Raw genomic sequence first — 15,821 nt, 5'->3', positions numbered from 1 at the left:
TATGAGTAATACTCCGTCAAACGGGATAAAAAGAGGGCAGGCGATCACATTTCGCCTGCCCTCCGATACCCCTGATCATATTATTCGTGAGCTTCAGAAGATTAAGGAAGCAGAGAAGCGGAATTTTTCTAGCAAAATCGCTGAATTTGTTCTTGAGAGCGTTGGAAGCTACCATCAGTCGAAGGATCGTGAAACGATAACCGTTCCCTTGCCAAAAGGATTGAGCAAGGAGCAGCGCAACTGGATTCGCCATTCACATTCTGAGGCATTGCTAGGGAATATCGTGTATCAGCTTTTATCTGATCCAGTTCGTGCTACGGCTATCCTGGCTTCAATGAACAGTACATCATTGGATATTGATGAAGCGCTGTATCTGCAGGAAAAATCAAAGATTTCACAAACGTTTTCTCAGTCGCCGGAAGCTCAGGTAGAAGAAGCAGCCAGTTCAAGCGCAGAATCAGCAGCATCAGATGATGACCTGATGAATTTTGACTGGGACTCTGCTATGAAGGATAAACCTGCAGCAGAAGAGAAAAAAGAGGACAAAGTAGAGAACATCGATGACCTTCTGGGTGGATTTTTAGACCGAATGAATAAATAAAGAAAAAGACATCTATTGGAATTAGATGTCTTTTTTATTTTAATTAAATTACATTAAAATACATATTATTAAAATACAAATTACTCATCTTCCTTTTTATACCTGTTTCTTCTGCTGCTCATAAATAGGATAACAGCTCCTAAAGTAGAGAAAAACAGAACAAGATAATCAACTGGTTTTGGATCGTCTGCTGTCACAATGATGTAAAATATCCGAATCGCATTTACCAAAAGGACCACGCTGAATACCAGGTCTAGCTTTCGTAAGTTCATTACATAAACAACTCCAATTTAAAGATTAAGTGATCTCAGTTTTCTTCAGCTTCAAACAATTTAACGATCTCAATAATCGTTTGTGATGCTTTCTCCATGTTCTGTACCGAAATGTACTCGAATTTCCCATGGAAGTTTTCGCCGCCAGTAAAGATATTTGGTGTTGGAAGACCCATATAGGAAAGCTGAGAGCCGTCTGTGCCTCCACGGATTGGCTCGATGATTGCCGGAATATCCAGAATAGCCATCGCTTTTTCAGCAACATCAACGATTTGTCGAACAGGCTCAATTTTTTCGCGCATGTTGTAATACTGATCCTCCATTTGAAGAACAGCAGTGCCTTGACCATGCTTAGCATTCACTTCATTAACAACGCGCTGCAGTAATCTTTTACGCGATTCAAAGGCTTCGCGGTCATGGTCCCGAATAATGTATTCCATCTTTGTTTTCTCAACGCTTCCGTTCATGCTGATTAAATGGAAAAATCCTTCATAGCCGGCTGTAAACTCCGGGGATTCATCCAGCGGAAGCAGTCTGTTCAACTCCATGGCAATTTTCATTGAATTAACCATTTTATTTTTCGCAGTACCAGGGTGGACGTTTGTTCCGTTAATCTCAATATGAGCTCCGGCGGCATTAAAGCTTTCATACTGAAGCTCTCCAATCGGACCACCGTCAATGGTATAAGCAAAATCTGCATTGAAAGCCTGTACATCAAATTTGTGCGGTCCGCGTCCAATTTCTTCATCAGGAGTAAAAGCAACACGAATTTTACCGTGCTTAATTTCCGGATGCTGAATTAAGTAATGCATAGCTGTCATAATTTCTGCGATTCCGGCTTTGTTGTCAGCCCCAAGTAGAGTGGTGCCGTCTGTCGTTATTAATGTGTGACCGATATAATTTGACAGCTCCGGGAATTCCCGCGGAGTTAAAACGATATTCAGTTCTTCATTTAATACAATATCAGTGCCTTCGTAATTTTCGACGATTTGCGGCTTAACATTTTTACCAGTGAAATCAGTAGCGGTATCCACATGAGCAAGAAAACCGATAGTGGGTAGTTCTTTATCAGAGTTCGAGGGTAAAGTTGCCATTACGTAGCCGTGCTGATCAATCGTTACGTCTTCCATGCCGATTTCTTTTAGTTCATCAACTAAAAGATGTGCAAGCTCCCATTGGCTTTCTGTTGAAGGAGTAGAAGAAGACTGAGCGTTTGACTGGGTATCAATTTTTGCATATGTAGTTAATCGGTTGATTAGATCCTGTTTCATAAAAAATCCTCCTGCTTTTTTTCTCAAGTATAACATTTTAGGGTGCCGGCCACTTCAACTTTCTTCTGAAGCAGCTGACACCCTATGTTTATGAACCTGGCTGGACCTGATTTTGCAGGATCCAGGGCTTTAATTTTATAAATAATGGAAGGAACAGTGCTGTGATAAAGATTCCTTTAATCAAATTGAAAGGCAGGATTGCCCCCACTGTTGTATACCATTTTACGGTCGGGTCAAGCATAAAGTCCATTCCGAAAAACCAGGCGTAAGCAGGCAAAATGAAGAAATAATTCAATACTGCCAAGAGTACAGCCATTAAAATGGTCCCTGAAATAAGCCCTTTCGCTAACGCATTTTTCGACTTTCTCTTATGGTAGAAAAATGCGACAGGAAGAATAAAGGCACAGCCGGCGATAAAGTTTGAAAGCTCGCCAATCGGAATGCCGTTTCCTCTGAATAAATAATACAAAATGTTTTTGAGTGCTTCTACAATGACGCCGGCCATCGGTGAAAATAGAAGCGCGGCGAGCAATGCAGGCACATCGCTAAAATCAATCTTTAAATAATCGGGTAAAAAAGGCAGCGGAAAATTGAGAAGCATTAAAATAAACGCAATAGAACTAAACATCGACAGCTTTACTAACATCTGAGTGTTTTTCATAGATGTATCTCCTGTTCTTCCGTTCCACTTACAGAAGTTTCGGCAGATTGAGGATGTTCATTTATTAAACAAGCCTTAGTTTATGCTGAATTTAAACCTATTGCCCGCTGCATGGCAAAAGGAATCCTTCCTATTAGTAATTTAGCAAACTGGCTAAAAAGCGCGTTTACTAAAAATCCCCTTCTGAGTCGTTCAGAAGGGGAGAAGTCAGCACAAACTAGAGGTTGTTCTATACAAAAGAACCCTCGATACGATGCCTCCATCTTCTCCCATCCAGACTGTAACTGTCGGCCTCCGGTTTTCACGGAGTCAGCAAATACAAGTATTCGCTCGCGGGCTCAATCAAAATTTTACCGCCGGTCGGGAATTGCACCCTGCCCTGAAGATGGAACGATATTTTATTTTACATCTTATTTATACACTGTAATCCGATAAAGATCAATGGATTTATTTGGTGCTGGAAAATGATCGTATTATGATAATTCTTTGGGATTTATAGCGAAATGAAGAAGGACTTCTATTGTAAATAGAGAAGTAGTTTAGCAGAACGAAATAAAACCAGGGGGTAGAACAAATTATGATTTCATTTTCACAGCCTGATGTAGAAAATTTCTTTCAAACGTTTGGAATCCAGACGTTTACGGTAAGCCCGGATGAATCCCAGCTTGTTTTCAGTACGAACTTAAATGGAAAATATAATTTGTGGGCGATGGATTTACCTAATGTGTTCCCGTATCCATTAACCTTTCAAAACCAAAGCTGCTCAGAGTTAAAATACGATCCGAAAGGCCGTTATATTTTAGCTGTCATTGATCGCGATGGAGACGAAAACGGACAAATCTATGCCCTGTCACCTCAAGGCGGAGAGCTAAAGCCGATCCGTCAGCAGGAAAATGAACGGCATATGAATCTTAATCTTTCGGAGGATGGAAAGCGGCTTTATTATACCTCGACAAAGGAAGATGCAACTTTCTTAAAGTCGTATGGATATAATATCGAGACCGAAGAAGAGGAAACGGTTATTGATGGTGAAGGGTCAGCAACCTTTTTAGTAACCAAAAGCCCGGATGAAAAGAAATTCATTTATGTGAAGCATTTTGCTAATACGTATGCTTTAGCTTATGCCAAGACGGGCGATGGGGAAGTACGGCTGACACCTGAAACAGATCAGCAGCATACCGTTTCAGGAGCTGTTTTTGTCTCGGATACACTGGTTTACCTGGTTACAAACCATGGAGCTGATTTTTCCTATTTAGCAAAATTCGACTTGGAAAAAGGAGAATTCACAAAGGTTATTGAAGTGGAAAATGAGGATTTTACTGAAGTTCAGTATGATGAATCGACTCATTCACTTTATATTGTAAGCCAGCAGGGGGTAAGCGATCGTTTGTACCAGGTTCTGCTTGAGGATGAGTCAATAAAAGAGCTGGATCTTCCAGCTACTGTTATTGATGGCTTTGAGGTAGCAAAATCAGGAAACCTGTATCTCAATGCAAGATCAGCTACCCGTCCTCCAAACCTCTATCAATTTAAGAATGGAGAGTGGACATCTCTCACGAAGTACGGCGTTCCAGGTGTTAAAGAAGAAGACCTGATCAAGCCGGATGTTCTTACTTATCCGTCCTATGACGGTCTGGAGATTGAAGCGCTGTTCTTTAAAGCCAGAGAAGAGGTAAGCAACGGACATGTTATTCTGTGGCCGCATGGGGGACCACAGGCAGCTGAACGGGAGAACTTCCGCTCATTGTTCCAGTTTCTTGTTCACCGCGGCTACAGTATTTTTGCACCGAACTTCAGGGGTTCGTCAGGCTACGGACTTGCGTTTATGAAGATGGTTGAAGGCGATTGGGGTCACGGGCCGAGACTTGATAATGTTGAAGGACTTGAATATTTGATTAAACAGGGATACGCCGACCGGGAAAAGATATTACTCATGGGAGGCAGCTACGGGGGCTATATGGCTCTTTTGCTCCATGGAAGACATCCTGAGTATTTTAAAGCAGTCGTTGATATCTTTGGTCCTTGTAACCTATTCAGCTTTATTGAGTCCGTGCCTGAGCATTGGAAGCCGATTATGAAGCAGTGGGTAGGGGATGTTGTTGAGGATAAAGAGAAATTAACAGAGGATTCGCCGATTGAGTATCTTGATTCGATGACAAAGCCGATGCTTGTTATTCAGGGTGCAAAGGATCCTCGTGTCGTTCAGGCGGAATCCGACCAGATTGTTGAAGCGCTTAAGGAAAAAGGAAGAGACGTGGACTATCTGGTGCTGGAGGATGAAGGGCACGGTTTTTCCAAGAAGGAAAATGAGATTGAGGTTTACAGAAAAGTTCTGGCATTTTTAGATCAATACAGTAAATAGATTGAGGGACTGAACATGGCAAAGCTTACAAAAGAAGATCAATATATTAAGAGCCTTGAGCTGAAAAAAGAACACACTCATACGTTTAATGAGTTTCCTCTTAATCTTCCGGCAGTAAAGCACCTAAAGAAACTGTCATTTCACCCGAACGTGACCTGTATTATAGGAGAAAACGGCATGGGGAAATCGACGCTTCTTGAAGGTCTTGCAGTAGCACTCGGCTTTAATGCAGAAGGCGGCTCGATGAATTTTAATTTTTCGAGTTATGATTCTCATTCGTCTTTAAACGATTATCTTCGCGTGGCAAGAGGCGTGTACAGACCGGAAGACAGTTTTTTCTTTCGGGCAGAAACGTACTACAATCTTGCGACCAATATTGAAGAAATGGATCGTGACCCTTTAGGGGGAGGAAGGGTTATTGACAGCTTTGGTGGGAAATCTCTTCATGAGCAATCTCATGGGGAATCGTTTTTCGCAGCCTTTTTGCACCGCTTCAGAGGACAAGGGCTCTATATTTTAGATGAACCGGAAGCAGCGCTCTCCCCGTTGCGTCAGATATCCATGCTAGGCCGCATAAATGAACTCGTAGAGCAGGGCTCGCAGCTTATCATTGCGACCCATTCACCCATCCTTATGGCTCACCCTGACACAAAGATCATCCAGCTGACAGAAGAAGGACTTAACGAGCTTGCATTAGAAGAAACAGACCACTTCTCTGTCATGAAACAGTTTTTTGAGGACAAGGACCGTTTGCTGCAACATTTATTTAAGTAGAAAAGATTAGTGTGCTGTCAGCTATCATGCTGACAGCACTTATCAATAGAAACGCTTAGATTATTTTATCTTCAGTAATTTTATATAGCTTGAGTCGGCGGCTTCATCTCAATACCGTAGTGAACCTTTAAATGCTTTTTAATACGCGTACCAGTAAACAAATAGGCTCCAATTACAATAGCTTCAAAGATCCAGCCAACAATGGTGAGATAAATGATCATTTGACCATACCCTGCAACCCCATAGGTAATGAGGAGATAGGCTTTAAGTCCGCTTTGAACAAGTCCCCTTAAAATATAGATTCCTGTAAGGAGCTGAAACCCCATAAATAACCCCTTCTCCTTAAAAAGAGGAATACTATCCTCCCTCGGATATCCTCGAAGGAAGGCGATGTCAGCCATAAAGTAAAGAGTCAGTGGCTTTTTAATAAGGATGGATAAAAGATAATAGATGTAAAGAACAGACCTAAATAGACCTGATTCCAAAGCATTGATTCGGCTGATGAAGATAAAAGATTCACAATAGTACCAAGTCCCAGATTACCCAAGATGAAAATCCCCATAATATTAAGCTGTCGTTCACTGGCAAATCGATAGACGGTGTAAATGATTCCGGGAACAGTGGACAAAATAATAGCCCAGTAATCTCCGAGTGACTCACGGCCGTAGCTCCAAATTAGATAAGGGATCACTCCATAACAAAGGATATCGAGAATAATAAAGAACTTTTTCAAAGCATTTCCCGCCTTCATTTAAATTGGTAACCGTTACAATAATAAGGTAAGTATAATCAGAATTTTTAAAAAAAGGAATAGACTTTTTTGCTGGTTTCTTTTGGTTTAATTCATACCACCAAGCGTCCGAAACACTAAATTTACTCTCCAAACAAGTTGATTGGAGCGGAAGGGGCTGACTCCTGCGGGATGAAGCGGGAGCTTGAGATCCACTTGCGCTAGCAAGTTAGCTCAAGCCCCGCCCCGCGGAAAGCATGCCCCTGAAGCGGAAATCAACACGCCCTGTTTAAAACAAATACTCATAACATCCTACTTCTATCAAGTAATCTCCGAAGACGCAAAAAAATTACCCGGAATTGATTGGAGCGGAAGGGGGGCGACTCCAGCGGGAAGAAGCGGGAGTTTGAGATCCACTTGCGCAGCAAGTTAGCTCAAACCCCGCCCCGCGGAAAGCGTCCCCCCTGAAGCGGAAATCAATATGCTAAGTTTAAAGTTAAACTATCTAATGCGAATCACTGTAAGTTTACTAGAACTTTTGTTAGTATAAGGATGTCAGATCAAATTACATAACACTATCAACTACTAGGGGTGCCTGCATGGGCTGAGAGGAAGTATCCGTTCCGACCCTTATGGACCTGATCTGGTTAATACCAGCGTAGGGAAGTAGTCAGGCGTATTTACGTCTATTAGCCTTCTACTTCAAGTCAGGTCCCAACATGGATCTGGCTTTTTTAGTTGAGTAGAAATGGAGGATATCATGAATAAAACCAGGCTAATGACCATTATGGCTATGTTTGTCGCAATCGGCGTCGTAGGTGCACAATTTATCTGGTTTCCGGCAGGCGTCGCCAGAGCCTATCCCGTGCAGCACGCGGTAAACGTCATTGCTGCGATAACACTTGGTCCTATACCGGCTGTTATCATTGCCTTTTTAATAGGCCTTGTAAGAAACCTCCTTGGCCTGGGCTCGCTGCTAGCTTTTCCAGGCGGCATGATCGGAGCGCTTTTAGCCGGCTTATTTTATCAAAGGTTTGGTAAAAGAGGCTGGGCAGCAGTAGGTGAAGTAATCGGTACCGGTTTTATCGGCGCATGGTTTGCTGTCCCGTTTGCAAAAATCTTAATGGGAACTACCTTTGCCGCCTGGTTTTTTGTCCCTCCATTTTTAATCAGCAGTGTTACTGGCGCAGCGCTTGGATGGCTTGTGCTTTCAAGAGTAAAAGAGGAAAAGCTTTTAAGAACAAACTAACGGAACTGCTAGGGGTGCTAATCTAAGCTGAGAACATACCCTAAGAACCTGATCTGGATCATACCAGCGAAGGGAAGCAGCCGAAGATGACGGAGCGGTGCTCTGACTCTGCTTACTTCTCCTAGCAGCTTCCCCAAAAATTTGAGGAGGCAGAAAAATGACATTTACAGAAGAACTGAGAAAAGAAAACGAAGACATTTTTTCACTGATTTTTGAGCATCAATTTGTGCAGGGAATTGGAAGAGGCGACGTTTCAAAAGAAGCTCTTACGCATTATGTAAAAGCAGATTATGAGTATCTGAATGCTTTTATGAAGGTCTACGGCATTGCCATTTCCAAATGCGCTTCCAGGGAGGATATTGCTTACTTTAATCAGCGGATTGACTTTGTGTTAAACAGTGAAATACATCCGCATAACAATTTTTGTGAGCAGATCGGCGTTTCGTATGAGGAGCTTCAGGGGTTTTCACTGCCGCCGACAGCAGATCACTACATTAAGCATATGCTCTATCATGCACAGTCAGGTACGCTTGGTGAAATTCTCGCCGCTCTTTTACCTTGCCCCTGGACCTATTTTGAAATCGGCGAGGAGCTAATCAAGCAGTATGACCCATCACCTGAACATCCATTTTATCAGTGGATATCGTTTTACGCAGAGAGACGTGTAGAGGATACCGTAGTCGTCATGTGTGAACGTCTGGATAAGCTTGCAGAAGTAGCATCACAGGAGGAGAAAACAAAAATGAAGGAAGCCTTTCGCAAAAGCTGTCAATTGGAATGGGCTTTTTGGGAAATGGCATTTACTTGTGAAGAGTGGATAACAAAAAAAGGAGTGTCAGTAAATGAAAAGCCCTAATTGTGCCCTGACCATTGCAGGAACAGACCCAAGTGGAGGAGCAGGAATTCAGGCAGACCTGAAGACGTTTCAGGAGCTGAAAACATATGGAATGTCTGTTATAACGTCTGTCGTCGCTCAAAATACCACGGGGGTAAAGAGTGTTCATCATTTGCCGCTTAACATGCTTTCTGAGCAGTTAGAAGCGGTAGAAAGTGATTTACCTATTCATGCCTTTAAAACAGGAATGATGGCTGATGTTGAAATGATGAAGGTAATTAAAGAGTGGATACAGAATGTAAAAGCGCCTTTTGTAATGGACCCCGTTATGATTGCTACAAGCGGTGATCCGTTAATCAACGAGGATGCGCGCATCTATTTACGGGAAGAACTCGTCCCATTAACGGCCATTGTGACCCCGAATATTTCAGAAGCAGAGGATTTAACGGGCGATAAAATCAGTACGCACGAGGATATGAAAGAAGCCGCCAAAAAAATTGTTCATACCCTTGGAGCAGGTGCTGCATTGATCAAGGGAGGACATATGCAGGGACAGGCTATAGACTATTTGTACGATGGCAAAGCAATGTATTCATTTGCTACAGAAAGAATTGATACAAAGAATACACATGGTACCGGCTGCACCTATTCAGCGGCTATTACTGCCTACCTAAGCCAGGGGGAAGAGCTGCATAAGGCGGTTGAAAAATCAAAGCACTTCGTCACGTCAGCCATTCGCCATTCCTTTGAGCTTGGAAAAGGCAACGGACCGACGAATCACTGGGGTATCAGAGAGGAGGAGCTGACTGGTGAGTTCAGAAATTATTCATGAAGCAAGAGAAAAGAGACCGCTGATTCACCATCTGACCAATCAGGTAGTGATGAACTTTACTGCTAATGGGCTGCTGTCCTTTGGAGGCGCGCCTATTATGGCAAAAGCCGTTGAAGAAGCTGAGGAAATGGCTTCTATCTCTGATGGGGTGTTAATAAATATTGGGACCATTTTAAACCAGGATATACCTGCTATGATCCAAGCAGGAAAGGCTGCTAATAAAAAAGGAATTCCGGTGGTGGTCGATCCTGTGGGAGTTGGGGCTACTTCGTTTAGAAAAGAAGCCATTCGACAAATTCTTGAGGAAATAAATCCAACAGTGATTAAAGGTAATGCCGGAGAGCTTGCTCATCTAGTTGATATTCCCTGGGAAATAAAAGGCGTGGACTCAACAGGTGAGGGGAATAGTGAAGAAATTGCTCGAAAGGTGGCGCAGGAGTTTAAAACCATTGCTGTTTTAACGGGAAAAACCGATGTGATCAGTGATGGAACAGAAGTCCGACTTAACAGAAAAGGAAGCGCCATGCTAAGCAATGTTACAGGAGCTGGCTGTTTATTGGGCTCTATTGTGACTGCATGTCTCACTACCAGCCACTCTTCAGTAGAATCCGCTTTTGCCGCTGTTGAGTTTTATGGGCGAGCGGCTGAGTATACAGAAGGGCTCGATGAGGTTAAAGGAACAGGAACGTTTATCGCTTCATTTTTGGATGCGTTATCCTTCAATCCAAACGATTTGAAAGGAGGACAAGAATGAGCTGGAATGTGAATCAATTACTAAGAAAATATTTGATTATGGGCAGCCAGAATTGCCCTCGTGACCCTGAAGATATTCTTCTTGAAGCGATTGAAGGTGGAATTACGGCATTTCAATTCCGCGAAAAGGGAGATGGGGCTTTAACGGGTGAACAAAAAATAAAGCTCGGCTTAAAGCTCCGCCAAATTTGCAGAGAGCATTCCATTCCCTTCTTTATTAATGATGACAGTGAGCTGATCGAAGAGCTGGATGCGGATGGAATTCATGTTGGGCAGGATGATATACCGGCAGACCTGCTGAGAAGGCAATATCCGGATAAAATCATCGGCTTGTCTGTTTCCTCTGATGCTGAGCTTGAGCAGAGCGATCTGTCGGCAGTAGATTATGTTGGAGCAGGACCTGTTTTTTTTACCTGGACAAAGGATGATGTCAAGCCTGTGGTGGGAGTCGAATGGATCGAAAAGCTGCGTGCGAGGTACCCTGATCTTCCGATTGTTGGAATAGGCGGTATTAATTCTGACAATGCGAGAGAGGTCATAGAGGCAGGAGCACAGGGAGTGGCAGTCATATCTGCTGTGACCAATTCCACTGCTATTAAGGAAACGATTAAAGATCTTTAAATAATACAAAATAGTTCACAAAGAGGTTGAGACAATTTGTATGTCTCAGCCTCTTTTGTCCGGTTCACTCCGCTTCAGGCGGACGCTTTCCGCGGGGCGGGGCTTGAGCTAACTTGCTTTCAGCAAGTGGATCTCAAGCTCCCGCTTCTTCCCGCAGGAGTCGCCACCTTCCGCTCCGTTCACCTCACGTTTCTAAATTATTGTTATGATTTAGCTTCTCTTATCTACTCAAAAATTAAAACTTATTGTGACGTTTTAATAAGAATTAAAAGATAAGAAGCAACAGGTTTATTTTTTAGAGGATAGGGAAACAGTAATGCTAGCAAATAGACTTTGTCGAAAAGAGATGTAAAGAGGTGTAATTTTGAAGAATGTGACGCTTGTATTTTGGATTTCACTTGCTGTCTGTTTGGCGCTTGTTACCTGGGGAGCCATTGCCCCTAAAGGATTAGAAGCGCTGTCAGGCACATTAACAGCGGCCATATCGAAAACTTTTGGCTGGTATTATTTAGTTATCGTCGTAATGATGCTTCTATTTTGTGTGTATTTAGCGCTTTCCCGTTTTGGTCAAATCAGGCTCGGCAAGCAGGGGGAGAAGCCTGAATTTTCTCTAGTATCCTGGTTTGCGATGCTGTTTAGCGCCGGAATGGGAATGGGGCTCGTTTTTTGGACGACGGCTGAGCCGATCTCTCATACATTCATCAGTACACCGGGAGCAGAAATCGGGTCAGATCGTGCTGTACAGGAAGCCCTTCAATATTCCTTCTTCCACTGGGGAATTCATGCCTGGGCCGTTTATGCCGTCGTTGCGCTTGTTCTTGCTTATTTTAAATTCCATAAAGGCTCTAAAGGACTGATTAGTGCTACGCTTATTCCTTTATTCGGTGAAAAAAGCATGAACGGCATCGCAGGAAAATTAATAGATACTCTTGCAGTTTTTGCGACCGTTGTCGGTGTAGCATCAACGCTTGGGTTTGGTTCTGCCCAAATAAACGGCGGGCTGTCCTTTCTTTTTGGCACTCCTGAAACCTTTGGCTTTCAGCTGTTAATTCTTGCAGTAGCAACATTACTTTTCATCGTCTCTGCCTGGTCGGGAGTCAGCCGTGGAATTAAATACTTAAGTAATATTAATATGGCTCTTGCTTTTGTTTTATTGCTATTATTGTTAATTGTTGGTCCTACTTTATATATTTTAAATATGTTTACAAGCACGCTTGGAGGCTATATCTCAAATTTCTTCGATATGAGCTTTCATTTGGAGCCATTAGATGCAGAAAATCGCACATGGATAAACAACTGGACGATTTTCTATTGGGCATGGTGGATTTCATGGTCTCCGTTTGTCGGGATTTTTATCGCCCGTATATCCAAAGGACGAACCATTAAGGAATTTATCCTTGGCGTTTTATTGGTTCCATCCATCGTCTGTTTTATTTTCTTTGCAGTCTTTGGTGTATCTGCGCTTAATATTGAACAGAAGGGAATTGCAGCAATTTCAGATTTTTCGCTAGAGACAGCGACCTTTGGAATGCTGGAGCAATACCCGCTAGGAACCTTAATGTCGATTATCACGATTTTTGTTGTCGCGATCTTTTTTATTACCTCTGCAGATTCAGCCACCTTTGTACTTGGCATGCAGACAACAGGAGGCTCCATCAACCCTTCCAATTCAGTGAAGATTACATGGGGGCTTGTACAGTCAGGTGTAGCTGCCATCATTGTTTATTTTGGAGGAACAGACGGGCTGCAGAATGTTTTAATAATCGCCGCTCTGCCGTTCTCGGTGGTCATCCTGCTGATGGGGGCATCCTTTTATAAAGCGGTCAGGAGAGATCCCGCCGCTGCCAAAAAAAGAGCATGAAAAAAGCCGATGGAGTGATCCATCGGCTTTTCTTATGTGAAAATGTTGTCGATCTTTTCAATTTCAGCATGGGACAGTTCAACGTCCAGTGTTTTAAGATTATTAATTACCTGATCCGGTCTTTTAGCACCTGGAATTAGGGCATCAATTGAGTCTCTAGTTAAATACCAGGCGAGCACCACGTGAGCAACCTCGGCATTTTTCGCCTGAGCGATTTCACGCACCTGCTCGACCTTTTCGAGGTTTCGCAGGAAAGTCTCCCCCTGAAACAGCGGGTTTTTTGCTCTTCCGTCATTAAAGGTGGTATCCTTCGTATATTTTCCGCCAAGAAGGCCAGCCGCTAAAGGAAAGTAGGGAATAAACGAAATAGTATTCTTCGAGGTGTAGGGCAATATGTCTTTTTCGACATCCCTCTTGAATAAATTGTATTCTGACTGAACCACATCGACATACCCGTCTTTATTGGCTTCAGTAAGCTGTTCAATCGAAAAATTCGACACCCCAATGCTTCTGATCTTACCTTCATCCTTTAATTGTTTTAATGTGCCGACTGCCTCATCCTTTGGTGTACCTTCGTCCGGGAAGTGAATATAGAACAGATCTAGATAGTCGGTCTGCAATCGTTTGAGCGCGCCTTCAACGGCTTGTCGTAAAAAAGAAGGAGAGTTATCAAGCTCCATTTCTCCATTTACCGATCTGTGAGCGCCTTTAGTAGCTAATACAATCTTATCTCGGCTGCCGTGTTCTTTTACTACTTGGCCGATCAATTCTTCAGAGCGTTCCGGTCCATAATAAAACGCGGTATCAAAGAAGTTAATGCCCTCATCAATAGCGGTTCTGATGATCTCCCTGCCAATCTCATCATCTAAATTCGGATAAATATTATGCCCGCCTACAGCGTTCGTTCCAAGGCCGACCGGATTAACGGTAATGGATGATGCGCCTAATCTGACCTGCTTTGACATTATGCTCATCAGCTCCCTTTAAACTTTTAGCTATCGTATCAAATAGGGTAAAGGGATGGAAATTATTTGATCTAAAGCACTAAAAAACGTCTGATGTTAAAGTTTGACAGGGAAACAGAGAGAATGTTACCATCAAGTTAATTCTTTGTGGAGAACGTTTTGTTCTCTCCCATACTTCACAGCGCCCGGTACCCTGTAAGTTCTTAATCAGACACAAAAGCTTAAAGCAACAGGTGAAGGAGGGGAAATAAAAATCAATAGTCCTGGTGAAGGATCTGGTGGGATAACAAATTAATTTGGCAGCAAACTATCTATAACTCTATGATTCCACCAATAATATCTTTAGATTTGCATTATTTTTATGTCTTTCACTAGAAAAGTCGATTGAATTAGGAAAAATTTGAATGTCGAAAGTCATGACTTATCCATGCTGAAACTTCTGCCAGAAATCTAAAGCGATTGAATTTACAGAAAAAAAACAAAATTTTTGTTGACATGTTCTTTATAAAGAACTAAACTATGAAGTATCAAAGAATCGTAATTTAATGAGCAACACTTATTTTTTTTAGAATAATGTTCTTTATAAAGAATAGACTCCAAACAAAGCAGGTGAAGAACTATGTCCGAAAACGGACTGAGTAAAGGTTTTGTGAGAGATATTAATCTGCTTGAGTACTTTCAGGTTATTAAGAAAAGATTGTGGTTAATTATGTTACTGACGGTTCTTATGGGAGCGGCAGGATATTATTACACTCAATCAAACAATACGTCAATTTATCAAAGCTCAAAGCGAATCATCATTTCAAGTGACAATGAAAACATGAAAACCTTAATGGTTATGATTAAGGATCCAATTGTTATGGCAAAAGTAATTGAGGATCTGGGGCTTCAACAAACACCTCAAGGGCTTGCCAGTCAAATCAATGTAGAACAAATTGATGAATCACGGGTCGTCCAAATAACCGTTACGAATACTGATCCAGAGAGAGCAGCACTTATCGCAGATGCTACAGCTGCAAACTTTAGAAGTGAAGTCAGACCTATTATAGAGTTTGAAAATATCCAGCTTCTATCTGATGCCACTGTCAATCCCTTGCCTATCAATGAATCTCAAAATAAGACGATTATCATGATCGCCGGATTTGGATTAATTTTAGGCGTCGGAATTTCATTCTTTTTAGAAAGCCTGGATGGTACAATTCGCCGGGAGAAAGAAGTGGAAGAACTATTAGGCATTCCTGTGATTGGTGCTGTGCCTAATTTGAATAAGAAAAAACTGCTCAAGCAACGAAAAAATAATTCTGCTTTAAAGCTCGGAGGTGAGGTTGTTGATCTTAAACAAAAAGCTGCAAATGAAAGATAAAAAGAGAAGCCTTGTTACCTATTTATTTCCGGATTCTTATATCGCTGACCAGTTTAGAACAATCAGAACCAATATCCGTTTTGTAACAGGAGAAACAAATAAAAAGGTTTTCTTGATCGCCTCGCCTGGATCAGGGGATGGGAAGTCGATTATCGTGGCCAATCTGGCAGCTTCTATGGCACAGCAAAAGGAAAGAATTTTGTTAATAGACGCCAACCTTCGAAGCCCGGTCATCCACACGATTTTTAATTTGCCGAATAATAAAGGAATCGGGAATATTCTGCGGCACAGAATCCCGATTAAAGAAGCTGTATGTAAAACGGAAATTGGCAAACTGGATATTCTTACAAGCGGGGAAGCATCCTTTAACCCGGCAGAAATTATCGGTTCTGAGCTAATGGAAGATTTGATCAAAAGTGCTGCTGCGGAATATGACGTTGTGCTCATTGATGCTCCAAGTGTCCTTGAGTATACAGAAACACGAATGCTTGCAAATTATTGTGATGGTGTTTTATTTCTATTAAAACGAGCCAAAACAGAACTAGAGAAGGCGTCAGAAGCGATCAGAGTATTAGAGCTTGCGCAGTCTCAAATTGTCGGAGCCATTATGAATGAGTAAATCCGGGATTTTTTTAATTTGTATGTTCTTAATCAAGAACAACAGTTTAATA

The 15,821-nt window shown here is 42.2% G+C and carries 17 protein-coding genes and 3 riboswitches; of the genes, 11 read left to right on the top strand and 6 right to left on the bottom strand.

Going from position 1 to position 15,821, the window contains the following annotated elements; all coding sequences use genetic code 11:
• Nucleotide 1 precedes the first annotated feature (1 nt).
• Nucleotides 2-601 carry a hypothetical protein gene (locus C4B60_RS15760; protein WP_104058998.1) on the top strand — a complete coding sequence of 200 codons (600 nt, stop codon included), beginning with the start codon at nucleotides 2-4 and terminating at the stop codon, nucleotides 599-601.
• Nucleotides 602-681: 80 nt separating this feature from the next.
• Here C4B60_RS15760 and C4B60_RS15755 read toward each other — a convergent pair whose 3' ends face one another.
• From C4B60_RS15755 to C4B60_RS15745, 3 genes are all read right to left on the bottom strand, one after another.
• Nucleotides 682-873: a hypothetical protein gene (locus tag C4B60_RS15755; RefSeq protein ID WP_104058997.1), complete on the bottom strand. Its 192-nt coding sequence runs from the start codon at nucleotides 871-873 to the stop codon at nucleotides 682-684.
• A 35-nt stretch (nucleotides 874-908) separates the two neighbouring features.
• Nucleotides 909-2,144: a peptidase T gene (pepT, locus tag C4B60_RS15750; protein ID WP_104058996.1), complete on the bottom strand. Its 1,236-nt coding sequence runs from the start codon at nucleotides 2,142-2,144 to the stop codon at nucleotides 909-911.
• 88 nt (nucleotides 2,145-2,232) lie between these two features.
• Nucleotides 2,233-2,805, bottom strand: coding sequence for an ECF transporter S component (locus C4B60_RS15745; RefSeq protein ID WP_104058995.1), 573 nt, complete (start codon nucleotides 2,803-2,805; stop codon nucleotides 2,233-2,235).
• A gap of 257 nt (nucleotides 2,806-3,062) precedes the next feature.
• Nucleotides 3,063-3,196: riboswitch (FMN riboswitch) on the bottom strand.
• A 186-nt stretch (nucleotides 3,197-3,382) separates the two neighbouring features.
• Here C4B60_RS15745 and C4B60_RS15740 point away from each other — a divergent pair.
• Together C4B60_RS15740 and C4B60_RS15735 are read left to right on the top strand one after the other, a co-directional pair.
• Nucleotides 3,383-5,167: a S9 family peptidase gene (locus C4B60_RS15740; protein WP_104058994.1), complete on the top strand. Its 1,785-nt coding sequence runs from the start codon at nucleotides 3,383-3,385 to the stop codon at nucleotides 5,165-5,167.
• A 15-nt stretch (nucleotides 5,168-5,182) separates the two neighbouring features.
• The gene (locus tag C4B60_RS15735; protein ID WP_104058993.1) at nucleotides 5,183-5,941 is read left to right on the top strand and encodes an AAA family ATPase; all 759 of its coding nucleotides are present in this window, start codon (nucleotides 5,183-5,185) and stop codon (nucleotides 5,939-5,941) included.
• A gap of 80 nt (nucleotides 5,942-6,021) precedes the next feature.
• Here the strand turns inward: C4B60_RS15735 and C4B60_RS21620 are convergent, their stop codons facing one another.
• A complete protein-coding gene (locus C4B60_RS21620; RefSeq protein WP_209020101.1) occupies nucleotides 6,022-6,267 on the bottom strand; it encodes a hypothetical protein in 246 nt (81 codons plus the stop codon).
• Nucleotides 6,268-6,353: 86 nt separating this feature from the next.
• Nucleotides 6,354-6,674 (bottom strand): VC0807 family protein, encoded by a 321-nt coding sequence (locus tag C4B60_RS21615; protein ID WP_209020100.1) that lies wholly within the window; start codon nucleotides 6,672-6,674, stop codon nucleotides 6,354-6,356.
• Nucleotides 6,675-7,248: 574 nt separating this feature from the next.
• A riboswitch (TPP riboswitch) is annotated at nucleotides 7,249-7,353 on the top strand.
• Between the two features lie 78 nt (nucleotides 7,354-7,431).
• Here C4B60_RS21615 and thiW point away from each other — a divergent pair.
• The 6 genes from thiW (at nucleotide 7,432) to C4B60_RS15695 (ending at nucleotide 12,822) form a co-directional block, all read left to right on the top strand.
• Nucleotides 7,432-7,920, top strand: a complete 489-nt coding sequence (thiW, locus tag C4B60_RS15725) for an energy coupling factor transporter S component ThiW (RefSeq protein ID WP_104058992.1) — start codon at nucleotides 7,432-7,434, stop codon at nucleotides 7,918-7,920.
• Nucleotides 7,921-8,012, top strand: a riboswitch (TPP riboswitch).
• Between the two features lie 65 nt (nucleotides 8,013-8,077).
• Nucleotides 8,078-8,776, top strand: a complete 699-nt coding sequence (tenA, locus tag C4B60_RS15720; protein WP_104058991.1) for a thiaminase II — start codon at nucleotides 8,078-8,080, stop codon at nucleotides 8,774-8,776.
• A complete protein-coding gene (gene thiD / locus C4B60_RS15715) occupies nucleotides 8,763-9,587 on the top strand; it encodes a bifunctional hydroxymethylpyrimidine kinase/phosphomethylpyrimidine kinase (RefSeq protein WP_104058990.1) in 825 nt (274 codons plus the stop codon). The genes tenA and thiD overlap by 14 nt, the downstream gene beginning before the upstream one ends.
• Nucleotides 9,565-10,341 (top strand): hydroxyethylthiazole kinase, encoded by a 777-nt coding sequence (thiM, locus tag C4B60_RS15710; RefSeq protein ID WP_104058989.1) that lies wholly within the window; start codon nucleotides 9,565-9,567, stop codon nucleotides 10,339-10,341. The genes thiD and thiM overlap by 23 nt, the downstream gene beginning before the upstream one ends.
• Entirely contained in the window at nucleotides 10,338-10,961 is a 624-nt protein-coding gene (thiE, locus tag C4B60_RS15705) for a thiamine phosphate synthase (protein ID WP_104058988.1), read from the top strand. Before thiM ends, thiE begins: the two co-directional genes overlap by 4 nt.
• 364 nt (nucleotides 10,962-11,325) lie before the next feature.
• Nucleotides 11,326-12,822: a BCCT family transporter gene (locus C4B60_RS15695; protein ID WP_104058986.1), complete on the top strand. Its 1,497-nt coding sequence runs from the start codon at nucleotides 11,326-11,328 to the stop codon at nucleotides 12,820-12,822.
• 32 nt (nucleotides 12,823-12,854) lie between these two features.
• Here C4B60_RS15695 and C4B60_RS15690 read toward each other — a convergent pair whose 3' ends face one another.
• The gene (locus C4B60_RS15690) at nucleotides 12,855-13,787 is read right to left on the bottom strand and encodes an aldo/keto reductase (protein WP_104058985.1); all 933 of its coding nucleotides are present in this window, start codon (nucleotides 13,785-13,787) and stop codon (nucleotides 12,855-12,857) included.
• A gap of 619 nt (nucleotides 13,788-14,406) precedes the next feature.
• Here C4B60_RS15690 and C4B60_RS15685 point away from each other — a divergent pair.
• Nucleotides 14,407-15,150: a YveK family protein gene (locus C4B60_RS15685; protein ID WP_104058984.1), complete on the top strand. Its 744-nt coding sequence runs from the start codon at nucleotides 14,407-14,409 to the stop codon at nucleotides 15,148-15,150.
• Nucleotides 15,140-15,769, top strand: coding sequence for a CpsD/CapB family tyrosine-protein kinase (locus C4B60_RS15680; RefSeq protein ID WP_245154013.1), 630 nt, complete (start codon nucleotides 15,140-15,142; stop codon nucleotides 15,767-15,769). Before C4B60_RS15685 ends, C4B60_RS15680 begins: the two co-directional genes overlap by 11 nt.
• Nucleotides 15,770-15,821: the final 52 nt, after the last annotated feature.

The organism is Jeotgalibacillus proteolyticus, from assembly GCF_002926065.1.
In the GTDB taxonomy this organism is placed as follows: domain Bacteria; phylum Bacillota; class Bacilli; order Bacillales; family Jeotgalibacillaceae; genus Jeotgalibacillus; species Jeotgalibacillus proteolyticus.
Note: the sequence above shows the minus strand (reverse complement) of the source record. Positions and strands in the feature narration are given on the sequence as shown.